Raw genomic sequence first — 18833 nt, forward strand, 5'->3', positions numbered from 1 at the left:
GCGATGGGCGGCCGGGCGTGGGCAGAAGGACGAATGTGCGAAGGGGAAGCTTCGGGACGGACTCACCAGGGTCCGAAGGCGGCTTCGATGGCAAAGCGCTCGCGTCGATCGACGAGGTCCAGGGCGCGGATATGCAGCGCGGAGCCTGCTCGCGCCCGCGCGACGACATGCGCCCAGGCCTCTCTGTCGTCGTGAAATTTCGGCGGACCTTGCTCCGGGTTGTCGAACTTCTGCAGCTCGATGTGCGGCGCGTCGTCGCGATAATTGCCGCAATCGGATATCACCCAGCCGTCGCGGCGTGCGGCCTCGTGATCGAACGCGTCGAGACTGAACGCCGCCGCAGTGGCGGCGTCGCGAATTTCGGATCCAGTCGTGCTGAACTGTTGCATCGGAGTCTCCTCTCGATCTTCTTCTCGAAGACCCCGATCCCGAACCGAGGACGAATGGCTGGGGCAAAGGCGGCGCCTCGTGCGCCGGGATCGATCCGGCCCAGCGAAGCGGCCGGAGCGACCCACCCTTTGCGGCGGCCATTCGTTCGCGGTAACGCCTTCCTTTTCTCGTTCCTCTTTTTCTATTTCCTTCTTTTCGGACCTACGAATTGCGCGGCGTCACGAATGGGGCCGAACGAGTCGCGCCGCCGGCGTCTTGTCACGCGCAATACGTTCCGAGAGCCAGCGCCGACAATCGATCCTGTCGACGACGCGCTGCGCGCCGAGATCGAGCAGACAGGCTGCGCCACCGAATGCGTCGAACGAGGGGAACGCGCAGCCCTGACTCCATTGGAAGCCCCATAAGCCCGTCAGTCCGAACGTCCTCGCACAGCGCTGAACGAACGCGATCACTTGCTCGGGATCGCCATCTTCGCCGGAGACGATACGAAGACTTCCTCGATCGAGGTCGCAGGCCTTCACGGTGAAGCAGATGCGCTCATATCTGGCGTCGAGCTCCTCGGCATATCGCTCATAGAGAGTGAGAGCCGATGGCAGAAACTCGGCGCGACCGAGTGGAAGAACGCAGGAAAAATGCGTGTAGGAGCGGGACATGGCGATGTCTCCTCTGGGAGGCGAGAAACGGATTGTGAAAAAGGGAAGCCGAGAACTGCGGGTGTCAGCCGGGACCGGCGGCGTCGCCGAAGGCGCCGGCGGGCAGACGCCAGGATTCGGTGGATGTGCGTATCGGTGGCGACCAATGCTCGGACATGGCGAGCTGGACCAGGTCTGACCGAGCGAGCGCGGCCGGATAGGGTCTGCCGCGATCGGCGACGGCATGGATCGAAGCGTCGCGTTTGACGGTGCAGCCGAAGCGGCGTTCGTATTCGGCAATCGTCTCGAAGCGTTCCGGCGCCATCCATCTGATCGTCGCCAACTGATCGGGCGACGCGAAGATGCAGTGCATGCAGGAGACGCGGCCGAAGCCGAGCTGATAGGCGACGTGCGGAATAACGCCGTGATGCCGGAGCAGATCCCAGACTTGTCGTTCCTCCAAGCCGTGGATCGGACGCCAATGGTCGACATGGCGACGCCGGCGCGGACCGCCGCGTGTGTCGGTGCGATGCGCCTCGAACGTCAGATAGAGAGCCCTCGCTGGGCTCTCCTCGGCGCGTTCGCCGGTGACGACGAGCGTGCGCTTGCCGAGGAAGCGCGGCGAATTGCAGATCATGCTTCGCATCACGTCGATTTTCGCGACGGGGCTACACCAACGAAGCCGCAAATCTCCCGTCACCTGCGGAAACCGCAGACGCGTGCCGGGAACGCCGTGACCGCCGACCGTCGTGACGCCTCCTTCCGGCGTCTCGAACATCACCGACGCGGTGGGCTCGCTATCACGCAACATCTCACGGCGCAGTCCGCCGTCGCGCCATGAGAAGTAGAGCGGAACGCCGAAGGACTCGGCGAGCGCTCGGCAATAGCCTGCCGTGATCGGCCAATCGAACGTGGGCGGCCCGCGACCGTCGACGTCGTGATGATGCAGCTCGATCCGAGTGGGATCGACGCCTTCATCGATGAGATGAAGGAGTGTTCCAACTGAATCTTTGCCTCCAGATGAGGCAATCAATATGTAGTCGTAGCTCCTGAGATCAGGAGCGATGGAGGATTCGGGGCGAGAGCGAGCGTGCAGATTCTCGTCGCCTGCGAGGTTCGTCGATATGGCGCGTGTCATGGCGATCACGCGGCCTCGACGAGGGGCGCGTCGCTATCGGCAGCGTCCTGTTCATCCGAGTCGCTGTGGCTTTCAGCGAAGTCTGGATGAAAGGCGAGGCAGAAATCCGCTGCCTTCTGCGCGGCGGCGGCTGCGCGAAAGATTTCGCGCTTGTCGCTCTTGAGGCGCTCTAGCCAAAATGCTACATAACTCGCGTGGTTCTCGATTTCAGTCGGCAGACCGAGTTCTGTGTTGACGAAACAACTTGCTAAATCGGCCACTAACTCTTCGAACGCGTATTTCGCGGAGCCGAATACTCCCGTCAGATCGCGGTTCAGACGGCTCGGCGCCGCTGTCCAGTGGCAAAGTTCATGAATCTCGACCGAGGCGAGCGCTTCAGGCGAACGGAACGCGTTTTTCGGCGGCAAATGAATGCTATCGGTAGACGGGCGGTAGAAGGCCTGATCCCCGCCAATATGGACAATGGCGCGGCTGTTCCGCATGATGATGTCCGGCGCGTCGAATCGACGCCATGGCGCCTCTTCGATCGTGGGCGGCGTAAACGCCGGAATACCGTCTATCTGCGAGCCGTTGAAAACAGTGAAAGAGCGAAGCAGCGGGATGTTGCGCGTGTGCTCTTCTCCATCCGAAGGCGCGTCGCGATCTTCGACCTGAAGCTGCTTGTAGAAGTATATTGTGGTTCCCTTCTCGCCGGCGCGCACCTGCCAGCCCCTGTCCTTCGCCTGCTTGTAGCTGCAAAAGCGAGGATCGCCATTCGCGAAGGAGAATTGCGACATGCCGAGCAAGAGGACGTTGATCCCGTGATACCGGCGTCCGGTCGTTGCGTTGATCGGCGAGAGCGGCCCGGCGGCCGTGTCGGGGTTCCAGGGTCTGCGCCAGGGGGCGACGCCCTGTTCAAGCGCAGCGACGATGCGATCGGTCACGTCTCGGTAGTGATCGCGACGCGCGGGCGCGCGTCCATTGCTCTTCAATTTGCCGTTCATGGGATTCGTCTCCGTTTCAGGTCTCGGAACGAAATCCCACGCCCCGCATCACGGCCGCCGGGGCAAGGGCGGGCTCGCCGCTCGCGGCGAGACCGGGCGCGCGCGCCTTTACCCTTGCGGCGGCGAACGCGCATGCGGGAACGGCGCTTTCCGCTGTTCATTCTCTTTTTCGCTTCAGCTTTCGGCATTTTCTGCATGCGCCGACCGGCGCGCGGCCGAAAACACTCGGCGTCGGAGGAACAGTCCATTCGATCTGTCCTGAGAAAAAGTCGCCGAAAGCGCTTGCGCCATGTCGAAAGAGCGGCCAATAGTTGCGGAATCTTGATCGTCATGAACTTCGAGGAAAATTCGAATGACGGCCTCCGAGGCAGAACCTTCTCGTTCGACCACGCTCGCAGCCGAGGTCGTCACGGCCTTCGTCGCCAATAATTCCCTGCCGATCGGAGACCTGCCTACGCTGATCCACGCTGTGCGCGGAGCGCTGGAAAATCTCGGCAAAACGCCAATCGATACGACGCCGCCGGTGGCGAAACGGGAGCCGGCAGTTTCGGTCCGCAAGTCGATCACGCCCGATTTCATCATATGTCTCGAAGACGGAAAGAGCTTCAGATCGCTGCGACGCCATTTGAGGGCTCTCGGCATGAGTCCGGAGGAGTATCGGGCGAAGTGGAACCTTCCGGCGGACTATCCGATGGTGGCGCCCAATTACGCGGCGCAGCGATCGGAAATGGCCAAGTCTCTCGGGCTCGGCCAGCATCGCAAAAACGCAGCGTCGGACCCGAAGACGGCCGCCAGCGGGCCCGCCAAGCGTGGACGGGCGACCAAGAAAAAAGTGTAAGCGACGACGGGCCTCGTCCGCAATGTGCGCCATTCGACGTGGATCGAGTGGCGCACGGCGCAACAGCCAGCGCTATGACTGGTGAGGCGTTGCCATTTTCATGGTGGGCATCGCGTTCGTCGGGATGTTGCTGGTGACCGCTCGTCAACTGATAGACCTTTGCGACCGTCTTGATTTTGGAGCTCCCCATGCCCGCCTTCAATTTTCTAAAAGGTATAGAATATGGAACATTTCTTGCTGCACTTCGACTTCCACAACCCTGTTGCAATTACAGTAATAGGGTAGGGGAGAGGTCGCCGACCTAATGCCCCGCGACCGATCGCCGAATGACGCACAACCAATTGATTAGAATTGTGAACCTGCGATTCGGATAATCTCGATTATGGAACCTAGAGCCTCGCCCGACGAGCCGCGCAAAAAACAATGATCCTCCCCGCGGCGTCTCTGACGCCCTCATCGACGATAAGATCGGTCTCGCCGCAGCTCCGACAAACGCAATTCAGAGATGCTCGCCGAAAAAGCTCAGGATCCTCTCGCGGTATTCGGCGTTGGTGCGGAAATAAATGTCCTCGTGGCCAACCCCTTCCACGGCCCAGAAGGCCTTCGGCTCTGGAGCGCGGGCGAAAAGTTCCCGCGCTTCGTTGATATGGGTATTGGGGTCGCAAACGCCCGAAATGACGAACACCGGCGCGCGGATCTTGTCGATCCGATCGATCGGACGCAGAAACGCCGGGTCGAGCCCCGTCATTGTCCGCCCGACGACGAGCAGCGCCGGCGTCACGAGATGGCCGAGCGGACCGAAAGGCGCCGTCAAACGGTCGTCGATGGCGCGGTCGATGTCGGGATAGACGGATTCGAGCACGAAGGCGTCGGCCGTGATCGGCCCCTGTCCCAGGAGCGCCGCTGCGCCGCCGAGCGACTGCCCGATCACGGCGATCTTTCGACCCGGCAGCTTTTCTCGCATGTAGGAGAGCGCCGCGGCTGCGTCGGCGCTCTCGTCTTGACCGAAAGTGATTTTGTCGCCGTTGCTCTCGCCATGCGCGCGAAAGTCGATCGCGGCGACGGAATAGCCAGCCTCGTTCAAAAAGCGCATTCGGGCGATCATCGCGAGCCGGTTGGCGCGCACGCCATGCAAGAGCAACACGCCGCCGCTTTCGGGCGCGCCCGGCATGAACCAGCCCTGGACATTCACGCCGCCGCTCAGGGTGAGCGTGAAGCGCGTCACCGGCAGATCGTCCGGCGCCTTTACGGTCGCCGGCGCGGGGGCCGTCAGCGCATGCACGAGACCGACGAGCGCGATCGGAAAAAGCGCGAGCGCGCCAAGAGCGGCGTAAAGGAGTGGGCGCAAAAATCTCATCTGTCTGTTGCCCTTTTATCGAATGCATGAACGGGCGCCGAGAATCCAACCGGTATCTCAGCGCCAATGTGTCTTTGATACAGGAAAGTGAAAATAGGAAAAGCTCAGCGACCCTTGTCGCGGCGCTCCTACAGGACGCCGCCGTCTATTCATCGTCGCGGCGCTTTCGTCCCGCGCGCCACTCGACGAATTCACTTCGATGTAACTCTAGCCAGGTCACGAGATCATGTAGCTCGTCCAGCTCTATGAGAAGTGCATCGAACTCCGATTGACGAACTCCGCCGCACTTTCTCGGACCGGCCGTTCGCAGGAGCTGCTGGACGACGCGGATCGTCGCAGCGTGTGCGGTGAGAGAGTGTCATTTCCTTCCACCGGGGTCGATCATGGCCTTCGCCTCAGCCATCCGAAGGATGGTTCACCGACATAGTCCCTCTCCCAAATATACCACGCGAAATCCGTTCGTCCTCCGCGCGCTTTCAGGCCCGCGAGAATGACTGGTCCCGGGGGCATGGAAGGGCGCGGCGTGATGATCAGCACGCGCCGCGGAAATGTTCTCTGCAGCCATCAGGAGCGGCGGTCGCCGGACATCCAGGAGACGGGCAGGATCATAGCGACCTTGCGTCGCGCGATCTCGCGCGCGCGAGTGACGAACTCCCGCGACTTTCGAAATGGTGGATTGCAACAGATGTTGTCCGGCGCCGGCCTTCCGGCTTCCTCGGATAGGAAGTCGACGGCACGATCACAGAACATGGATCGAGAAACCAGATCCTCGCCCCAGACGTCATTGTAGCCTGCGGCTCGCGCAGCTTCGACGATGCGTCCGAGCCCGCAGGCGGGATCGTAGATCGAACCTTGGAAGCCCTCCTCTTCGAAGAAGCGATGATCGACCCAGCTCTCCTCGACGTACCAATCGTGTGGATGTCGAACCCGAAGATGGGCGTTGAGCGCTCGATCGGGGACGGCTGGAAGAATTTCTATTAGTTCGGGGCGATCGTGACGCGACCGGTGTGAGTTGCGAGGCGCAGGCATGATTTGGCCGTCGCGGTCGGCGAGGATCGAGGACGGCCGTAGGGTCAAGTCGTTCATAAAACGCCTCCTCATACGAGGCCGGTGATGAGACCTCAGCCAGAACATTTCGACCAACCGCAGTGACGGCAGGTCAGGCAGCCGTCTTTCTTGATGAGGCCCGGATCTCGGGCAGAGCGGGCGCGCCGGCGACCCTGCAGGTAATCGATGCGGCCGAACGCGTGGGCCGAAGGTGTCGAGCAGGATAACCGCGTCGCTCCGGAGAACGATGGCGGTTCGCGCATCGGGCCCGAGGGAAGCTCCAACTCCACGCCGTCGATCGCGGCAAAACGCGCGCGCATAGTTTCGCCGGGATTCTTCGGCGCGGTGACATCGCCGATCGCGCGCGCTCGGTATTTCCCACGCTTCTTCTTCCATGAAGCGGCCACGTTCAGCCGCGCGCATGCAGGTGTGGGGTTGCCGGATCTGTCGCGCGAAGTGAATTTCGCTCGACGCTCTATTTGCTCCCTTTCGTGACGGTCTTCCTGGCCTCGACAGCAAGGGGAACAAAGCAGTAGCTCCGGCCGCCCAACGATCCGTGATAGGGAGATTGGCGGCTGTGGCGGAATAATCGAAATTGCACGGATGTGTTCGGCACCGCCAGCGTCAACGACGTCTCGTCGGCGGCGATGATGTCGACTTCGAGCGCCTCTCCAGGGCGGTCTATGTCAGTGAGAGTTATTCGTCTTTCCACGACAATGCTCCCAGGTAGAATCCTTGAAATGTGATCAACGTCAACCGCGCTGCTGGTCAGGAATCCTCGGCTCTTAACGGAGGGCAGGCGCAACGCGCACGGCGTAGCCGGCGCACCGAGAACGCGATCGACTAATTATCGGTGCGCCGCATTCTCACGTTCTCCAACGCCTCTCGTATCATTTCGTCGACCGCAAAGCGGACATTGCTCTCGAGCGAGTCGAGTCAATCTCTGTCGATCAGATAGAGAGCATCGTCGACATGCGATTCCAGGAAATCGCGGGAGATGATCGGCTGGTCGAAACCCGCGCCTCTCGATCTCGCTCTGATGCTCGCCAGCGCAGCATCACGCAGCGCGCGAGCGAACTGCTCGCGCGTGCTCGACAAAATCATCGCCAAAGAGACGGCGTGACCCAGATGCTTCTCACGCATATTCGGACTCTCGGTCGTTTACGGACTCTCCCCCTCCGTCGCGCCGGCGCTTCCCTTCCTCGAACCGGACGCTACCATTTGCAGAGTATACTCCGTAGATAAATACTCTTCAAGCTGGCTGGTTCTCGTCATGGAAATGCGAGAGACGCTGGCGCGCAATCTGAGGAAATATCGACGGGCGCAACGCCTGTCGCAGGAGGAGCTCGGCCATCGAGCCGAGCTCGACCGCACCTATATCAGCTCGATCGAACGCTGCGTCTATTCGGCGACGGTCGATGTCGTCGGCCGCCTCGCCGACGCTCTCGGAATTCCGGCGCTCGAGCTTCTGAGGCCCGCGAGCGAAACTGCGGAGGCGAAATCGTCATCCGCGGCATCGGCTGAAGTCGCCGGCACGAAGGGGCAGCCCATGAAAGGCGCAAAGCCGGCTCGCAAAAGTGTGGGGCCGGCGCAAACACGGCACATTCGAAAGAAGCCGAGTCCATAGCCGAGTGACCATGGACCCGAGCACGAGCATCACATTGGCGAGATAGTCGCTTCCGGCGACGCCAGCCGGGCGATGTCTGCGAGCGCCGAGCGCAGTTGCGGCCAGGGAAACTCCGCATCTGTCGGACTCGGCTCGCCGAGCTGAATGACGATGGCGAGCTTGGCTGCGACGCCCGGCAGGCTGGCGGCTTTCGTCTTCGGGACCGACGCCACAAAATCGCGCTCCTTGCCGAGAGCAGCTCGAAGTTCGGCGTCGACGGCGCCAAAGCCGAGCGTCGCCGCCGCCTCGTCCCATCGCTTTTGCTGCTCGTCGAACGCCGCGATCAGCGCTTCTTTCTCGATGCCCGGCTCATTGGCGACCAGTTCCTCGATCTCGTCGACAGATTGAGCGATTTTCGGCTCCTCCTCGCCGGAAATGCGGATCGTGACCTCGGGGATGCCGACCGAGTGAATGAGCTTCTTCTCGATGCGCTGCCACTGTCGCGTCAGCGCGACGACCAGAGTGTGATTGGCTTGCCAGTTCCGCCAGAGCTGCAGCGCGGGGTCGGATGGCGTCCCTTCTGTCCTCTTCCCGGACGGCAGGGTTCCGGTTCCTCGCAAAATGGCGCGCCAGCTAACGGCGGTCGGAGTCGTGCTATCTTCAGAATCAGCCATGATCCAGGCTCCTACGAAGCGTGGGTTGTGGTCAGGCCGGGCGGGATGTTCTCACCATCCCGTTCGGCCGCTGCTCGTGAAATTGCAGCCGGGAAGAGGTAAGCCGGCTAGAACATTGTAGCAACGCATATTGGAAACGCAGGCGTCCAGAGCGTTGCGCTGCAGAGCGGTCGCGCTGCCGCGCCGGGCGCGCAGACGGCGCCGGCGTTGTCGACCAAGTTCGCTTTCTTGTCGCTTCTTGCGGCCTCCTCTCAGCGCCTGCGCAAATGATTCGGGAGCCATCGCCCATCGACCGGCGCGCGTGCGGCGTCGCGCCGATGCTCGGTTCCGCGGAGGCGTCCTCTGACGCAATGCGCGTCGGGAATGTCGTCGATGAAGAGAGACGGCGTCCCGAAGCCGCGTCGGAAGCCGCAATAGGAAATGCTGACGCGCCGCATTCCGCGCGTCAGCGCGACATAGGCGAGCCGGCGCTCTTCATCGGCGTCGCCGTAGTCGGAGGGGAACACTCCGGACTCCCAGGCGGGCAGGAAGACATGCGGGAACTCGAGACCCTTCGCCTTGTGAAGCGTCATCAGACGCACGCGGTCGGTTTCATCCTCGCCGGGGCGACTCGTGGCCAGCGCGGCATGGTCGAGAAGCTCGCGCGCCGTGTGGAACTCGCCGGCGAGCGCGATGAGCTCCTGCAGGTTTTCGAGCCGATCCTCCGAGGTTTCCGCCTTGCTGTCTCGCAGCATGGCGCGATAGCCGCTCGCGTCGAGCAGCAGCGAGATCTGGTCGGCGAGCGTATGCGAGCGATCTTCGCCGATGCGGCGGACCTGCTCCGCGAACAAAAGTCCGGCGGCACGGCATCTCGCCGGCAACGCGGCGGTGTCGAGCGCGCGCAGCAGCGAGACGCCTCGGCACGACGCCTCGGACTCCACCGCCTCCATGGCCTTGGCGCCGAAGCCGCGGCGCGGCTCATTGATCACCCGGCGGAACGCCTCATCCGATTGGCGGTCGTCCGGCGTCGCGGCGAGGCGCAGAAACGCGAGCGCGTCCTTGATCTCGGCGCGCTGATAGAAGCCGACGTCACCGACGATCACATGCGGAATGCGGGCGCGCATCAGCGCCTCTTCGAAGCCGCGCGAGAGGAAGGAGCTGCGATAGAGGATGGCGATGTCCTGCCAGCCGGCTCCCTCGGCGTTGCGGGCGAGTATCTCCACGGTGACGCCGGCGGCCTCGGCCTGAGCGTCGCGATAGGCGAGGATCTCGATCCTCTCGCCCAGCTCCTTTTTCGTGTAGAGCGTCTTGCCGAGACGCTTCATGTCGCGCGCGATGACCGCATTGGCGGCGGCGAGTATGTGTCCGGTCGAACGAAAATTTTCTTCGAGACGAATTTGGACGGCGCTCGGGAAATCTTGGTGGAAGCGGCGAATATAGGCTGTGTCCGAGCCGCGCCAGCCGTAGATCGCCTGATCGTCGTCGCCGACGCAGAAGACGCGTCCGTGTAGGACCGCAAAAGACTTCAGCCAGCTGTATTGGGCGAAATTGACGTCCTGATATTCGTCGGCGGCCAGCCAGTCGAAACGCGCGGACCAGCGGGAGCGATAGCCCTCGTTGTTGCGCATGGCGAGCGTCGGCCAGAGCAGCAGGTCTCCGAAATCGGCGGCGTTGGCCTCACGCAGGGCGCGCTGATAATCAGCGTAGACGCGAACCGCGGCACGCAGGCCATGGACATCGAGGGGCGCGCGGGAGTGATCGCCTTTCGCGATTTTGGCTTCCACCCAGGCGGCGGCGCCCTCCGGCGTGATCAGATTGTCTTTGAATTTGGAAATGCGGTTGCACATAATCTTCAACGGGTCGCGTGCATTGGCGTCGCCGCCCTCCTCGCCGAGGCCTTGCGCTTTCATGACGCGCTTGACAAAGCGGCGGCTGTCGTCGGTGTCGACAATATCGAAATCTGGCCGGAGTTCCGCAATCTCCGGCGCGTCGCGGAGCTGGCGCGCGGCGAGCCCGTGATAGGTGCCGAGGCAGGACGGAGCCGCGTGGCCGTCGAGCGCCGCTCGGATGCGAGAGGCCATCTCGGCCGCGGCCTTGTTGGTGAAGGTGACGGCGAGAATGCGCGACGCCGGAATGCGGTCGACGGCGATGCGGTGCACGACCGCCGCCGTTAGCGTTGAGGTCTTTCCGGTGCCGGCTCCGGCGAGGACGAGGATCGGCCCCGTGTGAGCCGCCGCGCGCGCCTGCTCGGAGGTCAGTGTGCGAGCCACTGTCTCGAAAGCGTCCGCAAGCGGTTGCGGCTCCGACGGCTCGTCGAAGCAGGGCTCGAAGCGGTCCCACTCTTCCATGCCGGCGAGCGGGTCGACGTCAGAGTATCTCGACATGGCAGTTCGCTCCATTGCAGCGGATGAGTTCTCCACGTTCTGTGTCGTCAGTGGAGAAGACGACGAAGTGGTCATCGAAGTAGAAGGCGCCACTCTCGTCGCGCTCGCCGTCGACGACGACGCCCTCGACGCATTGCGAGCCGTCGTCGGCTTCGACCCGGACGAGCGTGTCGAGGTCCCGTTCGCCGCTCGGGATGTGTCGGCAGGGGCGTCGCGTCGCCTCGGGCAATTGGGAGAAGGCCTCGGCAAGCTGCGCGAGCGTGTGGTCGATGGCGATTTCGGCGAGGGTCTCGGTGACATCGAACGCGTCGCCGAGCTCACCGAGCCGCTCGAGAAAAAGGCTTTTCGCAAGGTTCGGCGGCCAAGGCTCCCAAGGCCTCATGCCGGCCGGCGGCGCCAGGGGATCGTGGTCGAGCGGATCGAGCGTGATCTGCAGGCTCGATCTGATATCTCCGCGGCTCCAGCCGACGACATGATAGGCTTCGTTCGCAGCGGCCTGACGATCGGCGCGTTTATGGAGAGCGTAGCTCTCGTCGGTCCAAGGCGGCAGGCCATAGCGTCGATCGACGGCGCCCTGCAGACGCCGGTCGAGCCGCGCAAAACCCTCGCCGAGATGCGGTTTCAACGGCAAGATGGGATCTATGCCGCCGGCCAACCCCTCTGTAGCGTCGTGAAGAAGCTCTCGCAGCGATTCCCGCGGCGTGAGCTTTCCTTCGCGCTCGCGCAAGGCCAGAACGGCGAGGCTATGCTGGGCGACGCTGAGCGGCAGGTCCCAGGCGGAATATCCGCCCCAGCGATAGGTGCGCGACAGGCCGATCGCCAGATCCTCGTCGGTCCAGGCGTCCGGCTTCGGATCGAGCAGGTCGAGCCGACCGCCCGATTTGAGCAGCATCCAGGCACGTTGTGGTCTCATTTTGCGGCTTCCTCTCTTTGTCGGAGCATGTCGTTCCAGTCGTCGTCTTCGACCGGCGGTCTCAGCCGTTCGAAAACGACGCCGGCGGCGGCGGCGATCTCCCGATGGCGCGCGGCGTAGCGATCGCCGGCGCGATCGGCGTCGGCGGCGCTGCAGAAGACGGCTCCTGGGGTTCTCGCGAGGAGGGCGGCGATCGTCTCGATCGCTTCGATCGTCTTCGGCCCCATGCCGCCGCCGGTCGCGGCGTAGAGCGTATCGTCGCGGACATTGTCGAATGCGGCGGCGCTCAGCGCATCGATCGGCGCCTCCGCGAGCACGAGGCGCATCGGCGGCGCGGAACCGCCGGGAAGGCGGAACAGAACCTTGTCGCCGCCTTTGACCGATCCTTTGAAATCGGGGCCGCGGATTTCGATATGGGTCACGGCGCCGTGGTCGTCGCGATGCGGGAACCAGGCACTGCCGTAGGGGCCTTCTCTCACCGCATCGGCGGCGCACGCACGTTCGAGAACGCGTCGCGGCAGCGCGCGCTCGCCGGCGAGATAACGCCAGACGGTCGAGCCCGGCTGCAGCCGGCGGCGTCGTTCCCAGCGCTTCGAGAGCCCGAGCGCTGACGCCGCTCCGACCTGGGAGCGCTCGAAGGCAGGAAAGCGCGGTGTGACGCCGACGAAGCAACGCAGCGTCTTGCGCACCTCGCCGAAATTGAGCGACGGCTCGAGGCGCTGGACCAGACCGAATATATCGCCCTTCGCATCGCTCTGAGGGTCCCACCAGCCCTTGCCCTCGTGATTGACGATGAGGATTTCTCCCTGTCCGCGTCGGTATTTGAGGCAATTCTTCGTGCTCTCTCGGCGGTCGAGCCGCCAGGGCGGCGTCGAGCGCTCGAGAAACGCCGCGCAATGGGTCTTCGCCCGCAGCTGTTCGATTTCCAGGTCATGGCTCATGGCGTTCCGTCCCTTTCTCGGGTCGGGCGGAGCGGACAGGCGTGATTTCCCCTTGCTCCTTTCCCAAAACACCATCGGCCGACCGCGAGACGGCCGCGCTGCAAGGGCGCGCGGAACGCGCGGGAGCCTCGGCGACGCACCCTTGTCGGCGCGGACGGCGCTAGCGGTAGCCATGTCTGCCCTCTTCCTTTGCTCCGGATTCCCATTCGTGATTCACTCGTACGCGAATGCGAAGCGGCGGCGCGGAGGGCCGGCATGGCGGCGATGGACGAGATCGCGATTGCGTTGCAGGGCCGAAATCCGGAGGCGAACCGCCATCGTTCCTGGCGCGTCGAGGCCGGGCGCGATCTGTTCGGAGCCTGGATCGTGAGCGTCTCCTTCGGCCGGATCGGGTGCCGGGGCCGAACATTCGCGCGCGAATTCGGATCGGAGGACGAGGCGCGCGCCTATGTGCGCGACGGGCTGCGTCGCCGGAAGGGCGCGGTTCGGCGCTGCGGGGTCGAATATCGCGTCGTCGACGCCTCGCCCGCGGCGCAGCCTCTCTTGGCGACGGTCAGATTATCGAGAGGCCATAAGCCCTCGGAAGCGCCAGAGCCACGCCATGAAGAGTGAGCAGCCGTCGCAAAGCGGCGCCTCGCGGGAAACGCTCGTCGGCTCGGTGGAGCGCGTGACGTTCCACAATGAGGAGAATGGGTTCGCGGTCCTGAAGGTCAAAGCCCGCGGCAAGCGCGATCTCGTGCCGGTCGTCGGCCACGCCGCGTCGATTTCCGCGGGCGAATATATTCACGCCGTCGGCGTCTGGATCAACGACCGCGCCCATGGGCCTCAATTCAAAGCGGATTTTCTGACGACAACGCCAACGCCGACCGCGGCGGGCATCGAAAAATATCTCGGCTCCGGCATGGTCCAGGGCATTGGTCCCAAGCTCGCCGCGAGAATTGTCGCCGCATTCGGCGTGGCAACCTTCGAAACCATCGAAGCGACCCCGGAAAAGCTGAAGGTGGTCTCCGGGATCGGGGAGTTCCGCGCCAATGGGAGCCGAGCAGAAGGCCGTGCGCGACATTTTTCTGCACGCGCATGGCGTCGGACCTTCGCGAGCGGTGCGTATCTTCAAGACCTATGGGTTCGACGCCATCCAGATCATGACCAAAGCCCCCCTATCGGCTCGCCCGCGACATTCGCGGGATCGGCTTTCGCGCGGCCGACGCCATGGCGATGAAGGTTGGCGTCGGCAAAGCGCCCAAACGCGTGCGCGCCCGCGTGTCCTTCGCTCTGCAGGAGGCGACCGACGACGGTCACTGCGGGCTTCCAGTCGAGAGCCTGCTCAGAACGGTGGTCAAGCTGCTCGACGTCGACAAGGCAATCGTGCGGACGGCGCTCGATCACGAGCTCAAAGGCGAGGAAGTCATCGGCGACACGATCGGGCGGCGTGCCCTGCATCTTCCTGCGCGGGCTTCACACGCCGGAGCGCGCGTCGCCGAGCGACTGCGAGCCTTGGCCGCGGGCGCGCCGCCCTGGCCGCGGATCGACTCGTTATAGGGAGTTGCCATGTACATTTATCGTGCCCGCTTGCGCGGGCGTGCTACAAGTCGGCGCTATCGTCCTCTTTTCCCTACATGACAATGTGGTACGCGCATTCGCTCGAAGACACGGATAAATCTCGCTGGCAGCCACTGTCAGTGCATTTGCGGTCGGTCGCCGAGCTTTCCGCGAAGCGCGCGGGAAAATTCGGCGCGGAAAACGCCGCTGCGCTCGCCGGCGTGCTGCATGATCTCGGAAAATATACCGTCGAGTTTCAAAGACGGCTCGAGGGCGGACGGAGCGTCGATCATGCGTCGGCGGGAGCGAGGGAAGTCTTTCGCCTCGCTCGGAGCGCGCACGACAGGCTGATCGCGGAAATCCTCGCGCACGCCATCGCAGGGCATCATGCGGGCCTGCCGGACAGCTTCGGAGCCGCCTCGCTGGATGAACGAAGAAAGGGTAAGTCGCCGGCGCTCGACCCCGTCTGGCGGGAGGAAATCGATCCCGTCGCCGAGGGCCTCATGCCCGAATATCTGGCGAGGCCTTCTCGTCTCGACCGGAGGGCCTATCAGCACGCTTTTTTCGGGCGCATGATTTTCTCCTGCCTCGTCGACGCGGATTTTCGTGACACCGAATCCTTCTACAAGGGCGACCAGACATCACGAGAGTGGAAAGCGCTTCCTTCGATCGTCGATGAATTGCTCGCGCGCTTCGACGCGCATATGACGAAATTGCGCGCCGGCGCGAAGCTCACGAGCGTGAACGCTATTCGGGAGGACATTCTCGTCCATGCGCGGGAACGAGCGGCGGCGGAACGCGGGCTGTTCACGCTGACCGTGCCGACCGGCGGCGGCAAGACGCTGGCGTCGCTCGCTTTCGCGCTCGAGCACGCCAAGCGCCACGGTTTCGAGCGGATCGTCTACGCCATTCCCTTCACATCGATCATCGACCAGACGGCGTCGTTGTGATCGGCGGCAAGTCGTCCTTGATCCCATTGTCATCGGTCAGCGCCAGTCCGGTGGCGTCCTCGAAGCATTGCAAAGAGCAGCCGTCGATTTTTCCGCGCACGATGAGAAGATAGAGCTGGCGCAGCGCATCGCGCGCATAGACGCTTTCGAGATTATCCTCGGGACGGAAAAGGCCCTGCCCCCCGGTCTGGCGCTGTCCGCGAGTGATCGCGCCGAGCGTGTCGAGCCGGCGGGCGATTGTGGAAAGGAAGCGCTTTTCTGCCTTTACATCTGTGGCGATGGGCCGAAAGAGCGGCGGCTGCGCCTGGTTCGTGCGATTGGTGCGCCCGAGCCCCTGAATGGCGGCGTCGGCCTTCCAGCCGGGTTCGAGCAAATAGTGAACGCGCAGGCGCTGGTTCTTCGCCGAGAGTTCGGCATGATAGCTGCGCCCGGTTCCGCCGGCGTCGGAGAAGACGAGAATGCGCTTTTGATCGTCCATGAAGGCGGCGGTTTCGGCAAGATTGGCCGAAGGGGCGCGGTTCTCGACGGCGAGACGATCGCCCTTTCGCACAATGCGCCGTGAACGGCCCGTTACCTCTGCGACCATTTCGGAGCCGAAGCGCTGAACGATCTGGTCCAGAGCGCCGGGAACCGGCGGGAGCGACGCGAGCCGTTCGATCAAATCGTTGCGGCGCGCGAGGGCTTCGCGGCTTTCGACCGGCTGTCCGTCGCAATAGACTGGGCGCGATGATAGGTTTCCTTCGGCGTCGGTGAAGGGCTCATAGAGCTGAACCGGGAAGGAATGAGCCAAATAATCAAGTACATATTCGCGTGGCGTGATATCGACGCGAACGTCCTTCCACTCGTCGGTGGGGATTTCCGCGAGACGGCGCTCCATGAGCGCTTCGCCGGTGGAAACGATCTGCACAACGGCAGCGTGGCCGTCCCCGAGATCGCGCTCGATCGAGCGGATCAACGTCGGCGTTTTCATGCTCGTGAGCAAATGACCGAAGAACCGCTGCTTGGCGCTCTCGAACGCGGAACGCGCGGCGGCCTTCGCCTGGCGGTTCAGCGTTCCGCTGGAGCCGGTGATATTGGCGGCCTCCATCGCAGCGTCGAGATTGCGGTGGATGATCGAGAACGCGCCGGCGTAGGCGTCGTAGATGCTGCGCTGCTCCTCGGTGAGGCGGTGCTCGACGAGCTCGTATTCTACGCCGTCGTAGGAGAGCGATCGGGCAGTGTAGAGCCCGAGGGAACGCAGATCGCGAGCGAGCACTTCCATCGCTGCGACGCCCCCGTCCTCGATGGCCTCGACGAACTCGGCGCGGGTGGAGAAAGGAAAATCGTCGCCCCCCCAAAGGCCGAGCCGCTGGGCGTAGGCGAGATTGTGGACGGTCGTCGCGCCTGTGGCGGAGACGTAGACGACGCGGGCGTTGGGGAGAGCATGTTGCAGACGAAGGCCTGCGCGGCCCTGCTGCGAGGGAGCGACGTCGCCGCGCTCGCTTTTCCCGCCGCCGGCGTTCTGCATGGCGTGACTTTCGTCGAAAATGATGACGCCATCGAAATCCACGCCGAGCCATTCGACGATCTGGCGGACGCGGGACATCTTCTGGCCCTTGTCATCCGTGCGCAGCGTGGCGTAGGTTGCAAAGAGCACGCCTTCGCGCAGCGTGATGGTCTTGCCCTGCGCAAATCGCGAAAGCGGCGTCACGAGCAATCGCTCCATGCCGAGCGCGGACCAATCGCGTTGCGCGTCTTCGATCAGCTTGTCGGATTTGCTGATCCAAAGCGCCTTGCGCCGGCCCTGCATCCAATTATCGAGGATGATCCCGGCCGATTGGCGGCCCTTGCCGGCGCCCGTGCCGTCGCCGAGCATAAAGCCGCGCCGGAAGCGAACGGCGTTTTCGACGCCCTCGGCTACCGCCTGGACGACGTCGAAGGTCGTGTCGACCGTCCATGATCCGGCGAGATAATCACTGTGCGCCTCGCCGGCGTAGATGACGGTTTCGAGCTGCGCGTCGGAAAGGCGTTGAAGGCTATTCGCCGGCAGCATAGGTCGATAGAACGGCTTCGGCGGCGCGACGCTCGCCATCGCCGCGGACTGGACGAGCTTGGTCGGGTGCGGCTGCGCGCCGGGAATGCGGATCGACTGTAATCCATATTCTTCGTAGATCGCCTCGGTCAGACGTGTGCTTTCCGGCGGGGTCGAGTCGATTGTCTCATAGGCGAGCGGAACGCCGGTCGGGTCCGCGATCGGCGCAGGCGCTGAACGAGCCGGGCTCGTGCGAGCGATAGGATTCCGCACCCGCGTCGGCGCCACGGCGGCGATCGGCGCGGAGGTATTGGGCAAGGCGAGGGGGAAGCGCGGCGGAACGCTGCCCTCGATCCACTCGAGGAGCGTTGCGACGTTCGGCGCGAGGCCGGGCGACGCGGGGAACAGCGTCGGATCGTCGGCCGGGTTCTTTTCGATGACTGTGAGCCGGGTCGGAAAGGTCGTGCCGTGCTTGGCATAAACCGCGCCTGCGATAGAGGCGGTGAACACGACGCGCCCGCGCTCCTGCAATCGAACGAATGAATCACGCCAATCGGGAATGTCCGGGCCGACATTGGCGCCGGTGATCGCGACGAGGCGACCGCCCGGCGCCAGGCGGTGGAGCGCCGAGGCGATGTGGCGAAAGCCGGCGTCCTGGACGCGGCCCGCCACATGGGCCATCGCCGAGAACGGTGGATTCATGAGGACCACGGACGGTATCGTCTCGGCGCCGAGGTGATCGTCGATCTGCGCGGCGTCGAAACGCGTGACGGAAATCGCCGGAAAGAGCGCGGCGAGCAATTTCGCGCGTGTCTCGGCGAGCTCGTTGAATATGAGGGAGCTGGTCGCCGTCCCCGCTAGGATCGCGAGGAGCCCTGTTCCGGCGGACGGCTCCAGCACGCGGTCGGACGGTGCGATCGCGGCGGCCGTGAAGGCCGCCAGGCCGAGCGGAACGGGCGTCGAGAATTGCTGAAGCGCTTGGCTCTCCTCGGAGCGGCGCGTATGGGTCGGCAGCAACAGGGATATTTTCGTCAGCGCGGAAAGGCGGGCGGCCGCAGTTGGTGCTTTGCGGAACAGCGCCTTGCCATATTTGCCCAGGAACAGGACGGTCGCGACCTCACAGGCCTCATAGGCGGCTTTCCAGCTCCATGCGCCGGAACCATCCGATGCGCCAAACGCGTTTTCCATAACGTCGCGCAGGACGCCGGCGTCGATCTTTTCGCCGCGTTCGAGACTGGGAACGAGAAGATGCGCAGCGGAGAGGATGGCGGCGGCGCCGTCACTGGGTGCAGGATCGAAGGAGTGTTGCTGGGTCGAAAGGACGGGCGCGAGAAAATTCATTGAATCGGCCTCATAGAGAGCGGACAATCGGTAAGCCCGGCGGACGCTCTCTCTCGAAACCGCCGAACTCATTCGCGCAGACGGCCCTCTCCCTCTCTCCACGGGACACA

Annotated in this window: 18 protein-coding genes and 1 pseudogene; 7 read left to right on the top strand and 12 right to left on the bottom strand. The window is 63.6% G+C overall.

All coding sequences use genetic code 11. The features are described 5' to 3' along the window. Positions 1-62: 62 nt before the first annotated feature. The 4 genes from CQW49_RS22710 to CQW49_RS22725 all read right to left on the bottom strand — a co-directional run bounded on the left by CQW49_RS22710 (position 63) and on the right by CQW49_RS22725 (position 3143). Positions 63-389, bottom strand: a complete 327-nt coding sequence (locus CQW49_RS22710) for a hypothetical protein (RefSeq protein ID WP_024882391.1) — start codon at positions 387-389, stop codon at positions 63-65. A 219-nt stretch (positions 390-608) separates the two neighbouring features. After that, positions 609-1043, bottom strand: a complete 435-nt coding sequence (locus CQW49_RS22715) for a hypothetical protein (protein WP_099831997.1) — start codon at positions 1041-1043, stop codon at positions 609-611. A 64-nt stretch (positions 1044-1107) separates the two neighbouring features. Continuing rightward, a complete protein-coding gene (locus CQW49_RS22720; protein WP_420845634.1) occupies positions 1108-2160 on the bottom strand; it encodes a phosphoadenosine phosphosulfate reductase domain-containing protein in 1053 nt (350 codons plus the stop codon). A gap of 5 nt (positions 2161-2165) precedes the next feature. After that, positions 2166-3143 (bottom strand): ArdC family protein, encoded by a 978-nt coding sequence (locus CQW49_RS22725; RefSeq protein ID WP_099831998.1) that lies wholly within the window; start codon positions 3141-3143, stop codon positions 2166-2168. A 352-nt stretch (positions 3144-3495) separates the two neighbouring features. On the opposite strand from CQW49_RS22725, the gene CQW49_RS22730 reads away from it, so the two are divergent. Next, entirely contained in the window at positions 3496-3981 is a 486-nt protein-coding gene (locus CQW49_RS22730) for a Ros/MucR family transcriptional regulator (protein WP_099831999.1), read from the top strand. A 499-nt stretch (positions 3982-4480) separates the two neighbouring features. Here CQW49_RS22730 and CQW49_RS22735 read toward each other — a convergent pair whose 3' ends face one another. Beyond that, positions 4481-5338 carry an alpha/beta hydrolase gene (locus tag CQW49_RS22735; RefSeq protein WP_099832000.1) on the bottom strand — a complete coding sequence of 286 codons (858 nt, stop codon included), beginning with the start codon at positions 5336-5338 and terminating at the stop codon, positions 4481-4483. Positions 5339-5902: 564 nt separating this feature from the next. Next, on the bottom strand, positions 5903-6424 hold the full coding sequence (locus CQW49_RS24870; protein WP_157926120.1) for a hypothetical protein: 522 nt from the start codon (positions 6422-6424) through the stop codon (positions 5903-5905). A gap of 147 nt (positions 6425-6571) precedes the next feature. Between CQW49_RS24870 and CQW49_RS22745 the strand changes: the two genes are divergently transcribed. Continuing rightward, a complete protein-coding gene (locus tag CQW49_RS22745) occupies positions 6572-6880 on the top strand; it encodes a hypothetical protein (RefSeq protein ID WP_099832002.1) in 309 nt (102 codons plus the stop codon). A 441-nt stretch (positions 6881-7321) separates the two neighbouring features. On the opposite strand, the gene CQW49_RS22755 is transcribed toward CQW49_RS22745, so the two are convergent. After that, positions 7322-7528, bottom strand: coding sequence for a hypothetical protein (locus CQW49_RS22755; protein WP_244593442.1), 207 nt, complete (start codon positions 7526-7528; stop codon positions 7322-7324). Between the two features lie 136 nt (positions 7529-7664). Here CQW49_RS22755 and CQW49_RS26230 point away from each other — a divergent pair, with 136 nt between their 5' ends. Continuing rightward, on the top strand, positions 7665-8012 hold the full coding sequence (locus tag CQW49_RS26230) for a helix-turn-helix domain-containing protein (RefSeq protein WP_338065228.1): 348 nt from the start codon (positions 7665-7667) through the stop codon (positions 8010-8012). Between the two features lie 29 nt (positions 8013-8041). On the opposite strand, the gene CQW49_RS22765 is transcribed toward CQW49_RS26230, so the two are convergent. From CQW49_RS22765 to CQW49_RS22780, 4 genes are all read right to left on the bottom strand, one after another. Beyond that, positions 8042-8665 (bottom strand): hypothetical protein, encoded by a 624-nt coding sequence (locus CQW49_RS22765; protein ID WP_099832004.1) that lies wholly within the window; start codon positions 8663-8665, stop codon positions 8042-8044. Between the two features lie 251 nt (positions 8666-8916). Further along, entirely contained in the window at positions 8917-11028 is a 2112-nt protein-coding gene (locus CQW49_RS22770) for an ATP-dependent helicase (RefSeq protein ID WP_244593443.1), read from the bottom strand. Beyond that, positions 11012-11941, bottom strand: coding sequence for a hypothetical protein (locus CQW49_RS25855; RefSeq protein ID WP_244593444.1), 930 nt, complete (start codon positions 11939-11941; stop codon positions 11012-11014). Before CQW49_RS25855 ends, CQW49_RS22770 begins: the two co-directional genes overlap by 17 nt. Beyond that, positions 11938-12882, bottom strand: coding sequence for a DUF3991 and toprim domain-containing protein (locus CQW49_RS22780; RefSeq protein ID WP_198586458.1), 945 nt, complete (start codon positions 12880-12882; stop codon positions 11938-11940). Before CQW49_RS22780 ends, CQW49_RS25855 begins: the two co-directional genes overlap by 4 nt. Positions 12883-13137: 255 nt before the next feature. Here CQW49_RS22780 and CQW49_RS22785 point away from each other — a divergent pair, with 255 nt between their 5' ends. The 4 genes from CQW49_RS22785 to CQW49_RS22795 all read left to right on the top strand — a co-directional run bounded on the left by CQW49_RS22785 (position 13138) and on the right by CQW49_RS22795 (position 15371). After that, positions 13138-13494 carry a WGR domain-containing protein gene (locus tag CQW49_RS22785; protein ID WP_244593445.1) on the top strand — a complete coding sequence of 119 codons (357 nt, stop codon included), beginning with the start codon at positions 13138-13140 and terminating at the stop codon, positions 13492-13494. Then, positions 13484-14101: a helix-hairpin-helix domain-containing protein gene (locus CQW49_RS25860; protein ID WP_283472122.1), complete on the top strand. Its 618-nt coding sequence runs from the start codon at positions 13484-13486 to the stop codon at positions 14099-14101. Before CQW49_RS22785 ends, CQW49_RS25860 begins: the two co-directional genes overlap by 11 nt. After that, a complete protein-coding gene (locus CQW49_RS25865; protein ID WP_244593447.1) occupies positions 14092-14421 on the top strand; it encodes a hypothetical protein in 330 nt (109 codons plus the stop codon). Before CQW49_RS25860 ends, CQW49_RS25865 begins: the two co-directional genes overlap by 10 nt. Before the next feature lie 83 nt (positions 14422-14504). Further along, positions 14505-15371, top strand: coding sequence for a CRISPR-associated endonuclease Cas3'' (locus tag CQW49_RS22795; protein ID WP_099832006.1), 867 nt, complete (start codon positions 14505-14507; stop codon positions 15369-15371). Here CQW49_RS22795 and CQW49_RS22800 read toward each other — a convergent pair. Then, positions 15364-18723 (bottom strand): annotated as a pseudogene (locus tag CQW49_RS22800) (strawberry notch-like NTP hydrolase domain-containing protein); the annotation flags it as partial. The gene CQW49_RS22795 and the pseudogene CQW49_RS22800 sit on opposite strands and share 8 nt — an antisense overlap. Between the last annotated feature and the right edge of the window lie 110 nt (positions 18724-18833).

Source organism: Methylosinus trichosporium OB3b (assembly GCF_002752655.1).
Lineage (GTDB): Bacteria > Pseudomonadota > Alphaproteobacteria > Rhizobiales > Beijerinckiaceae > Methylosinus > Methylosinus trichosporium.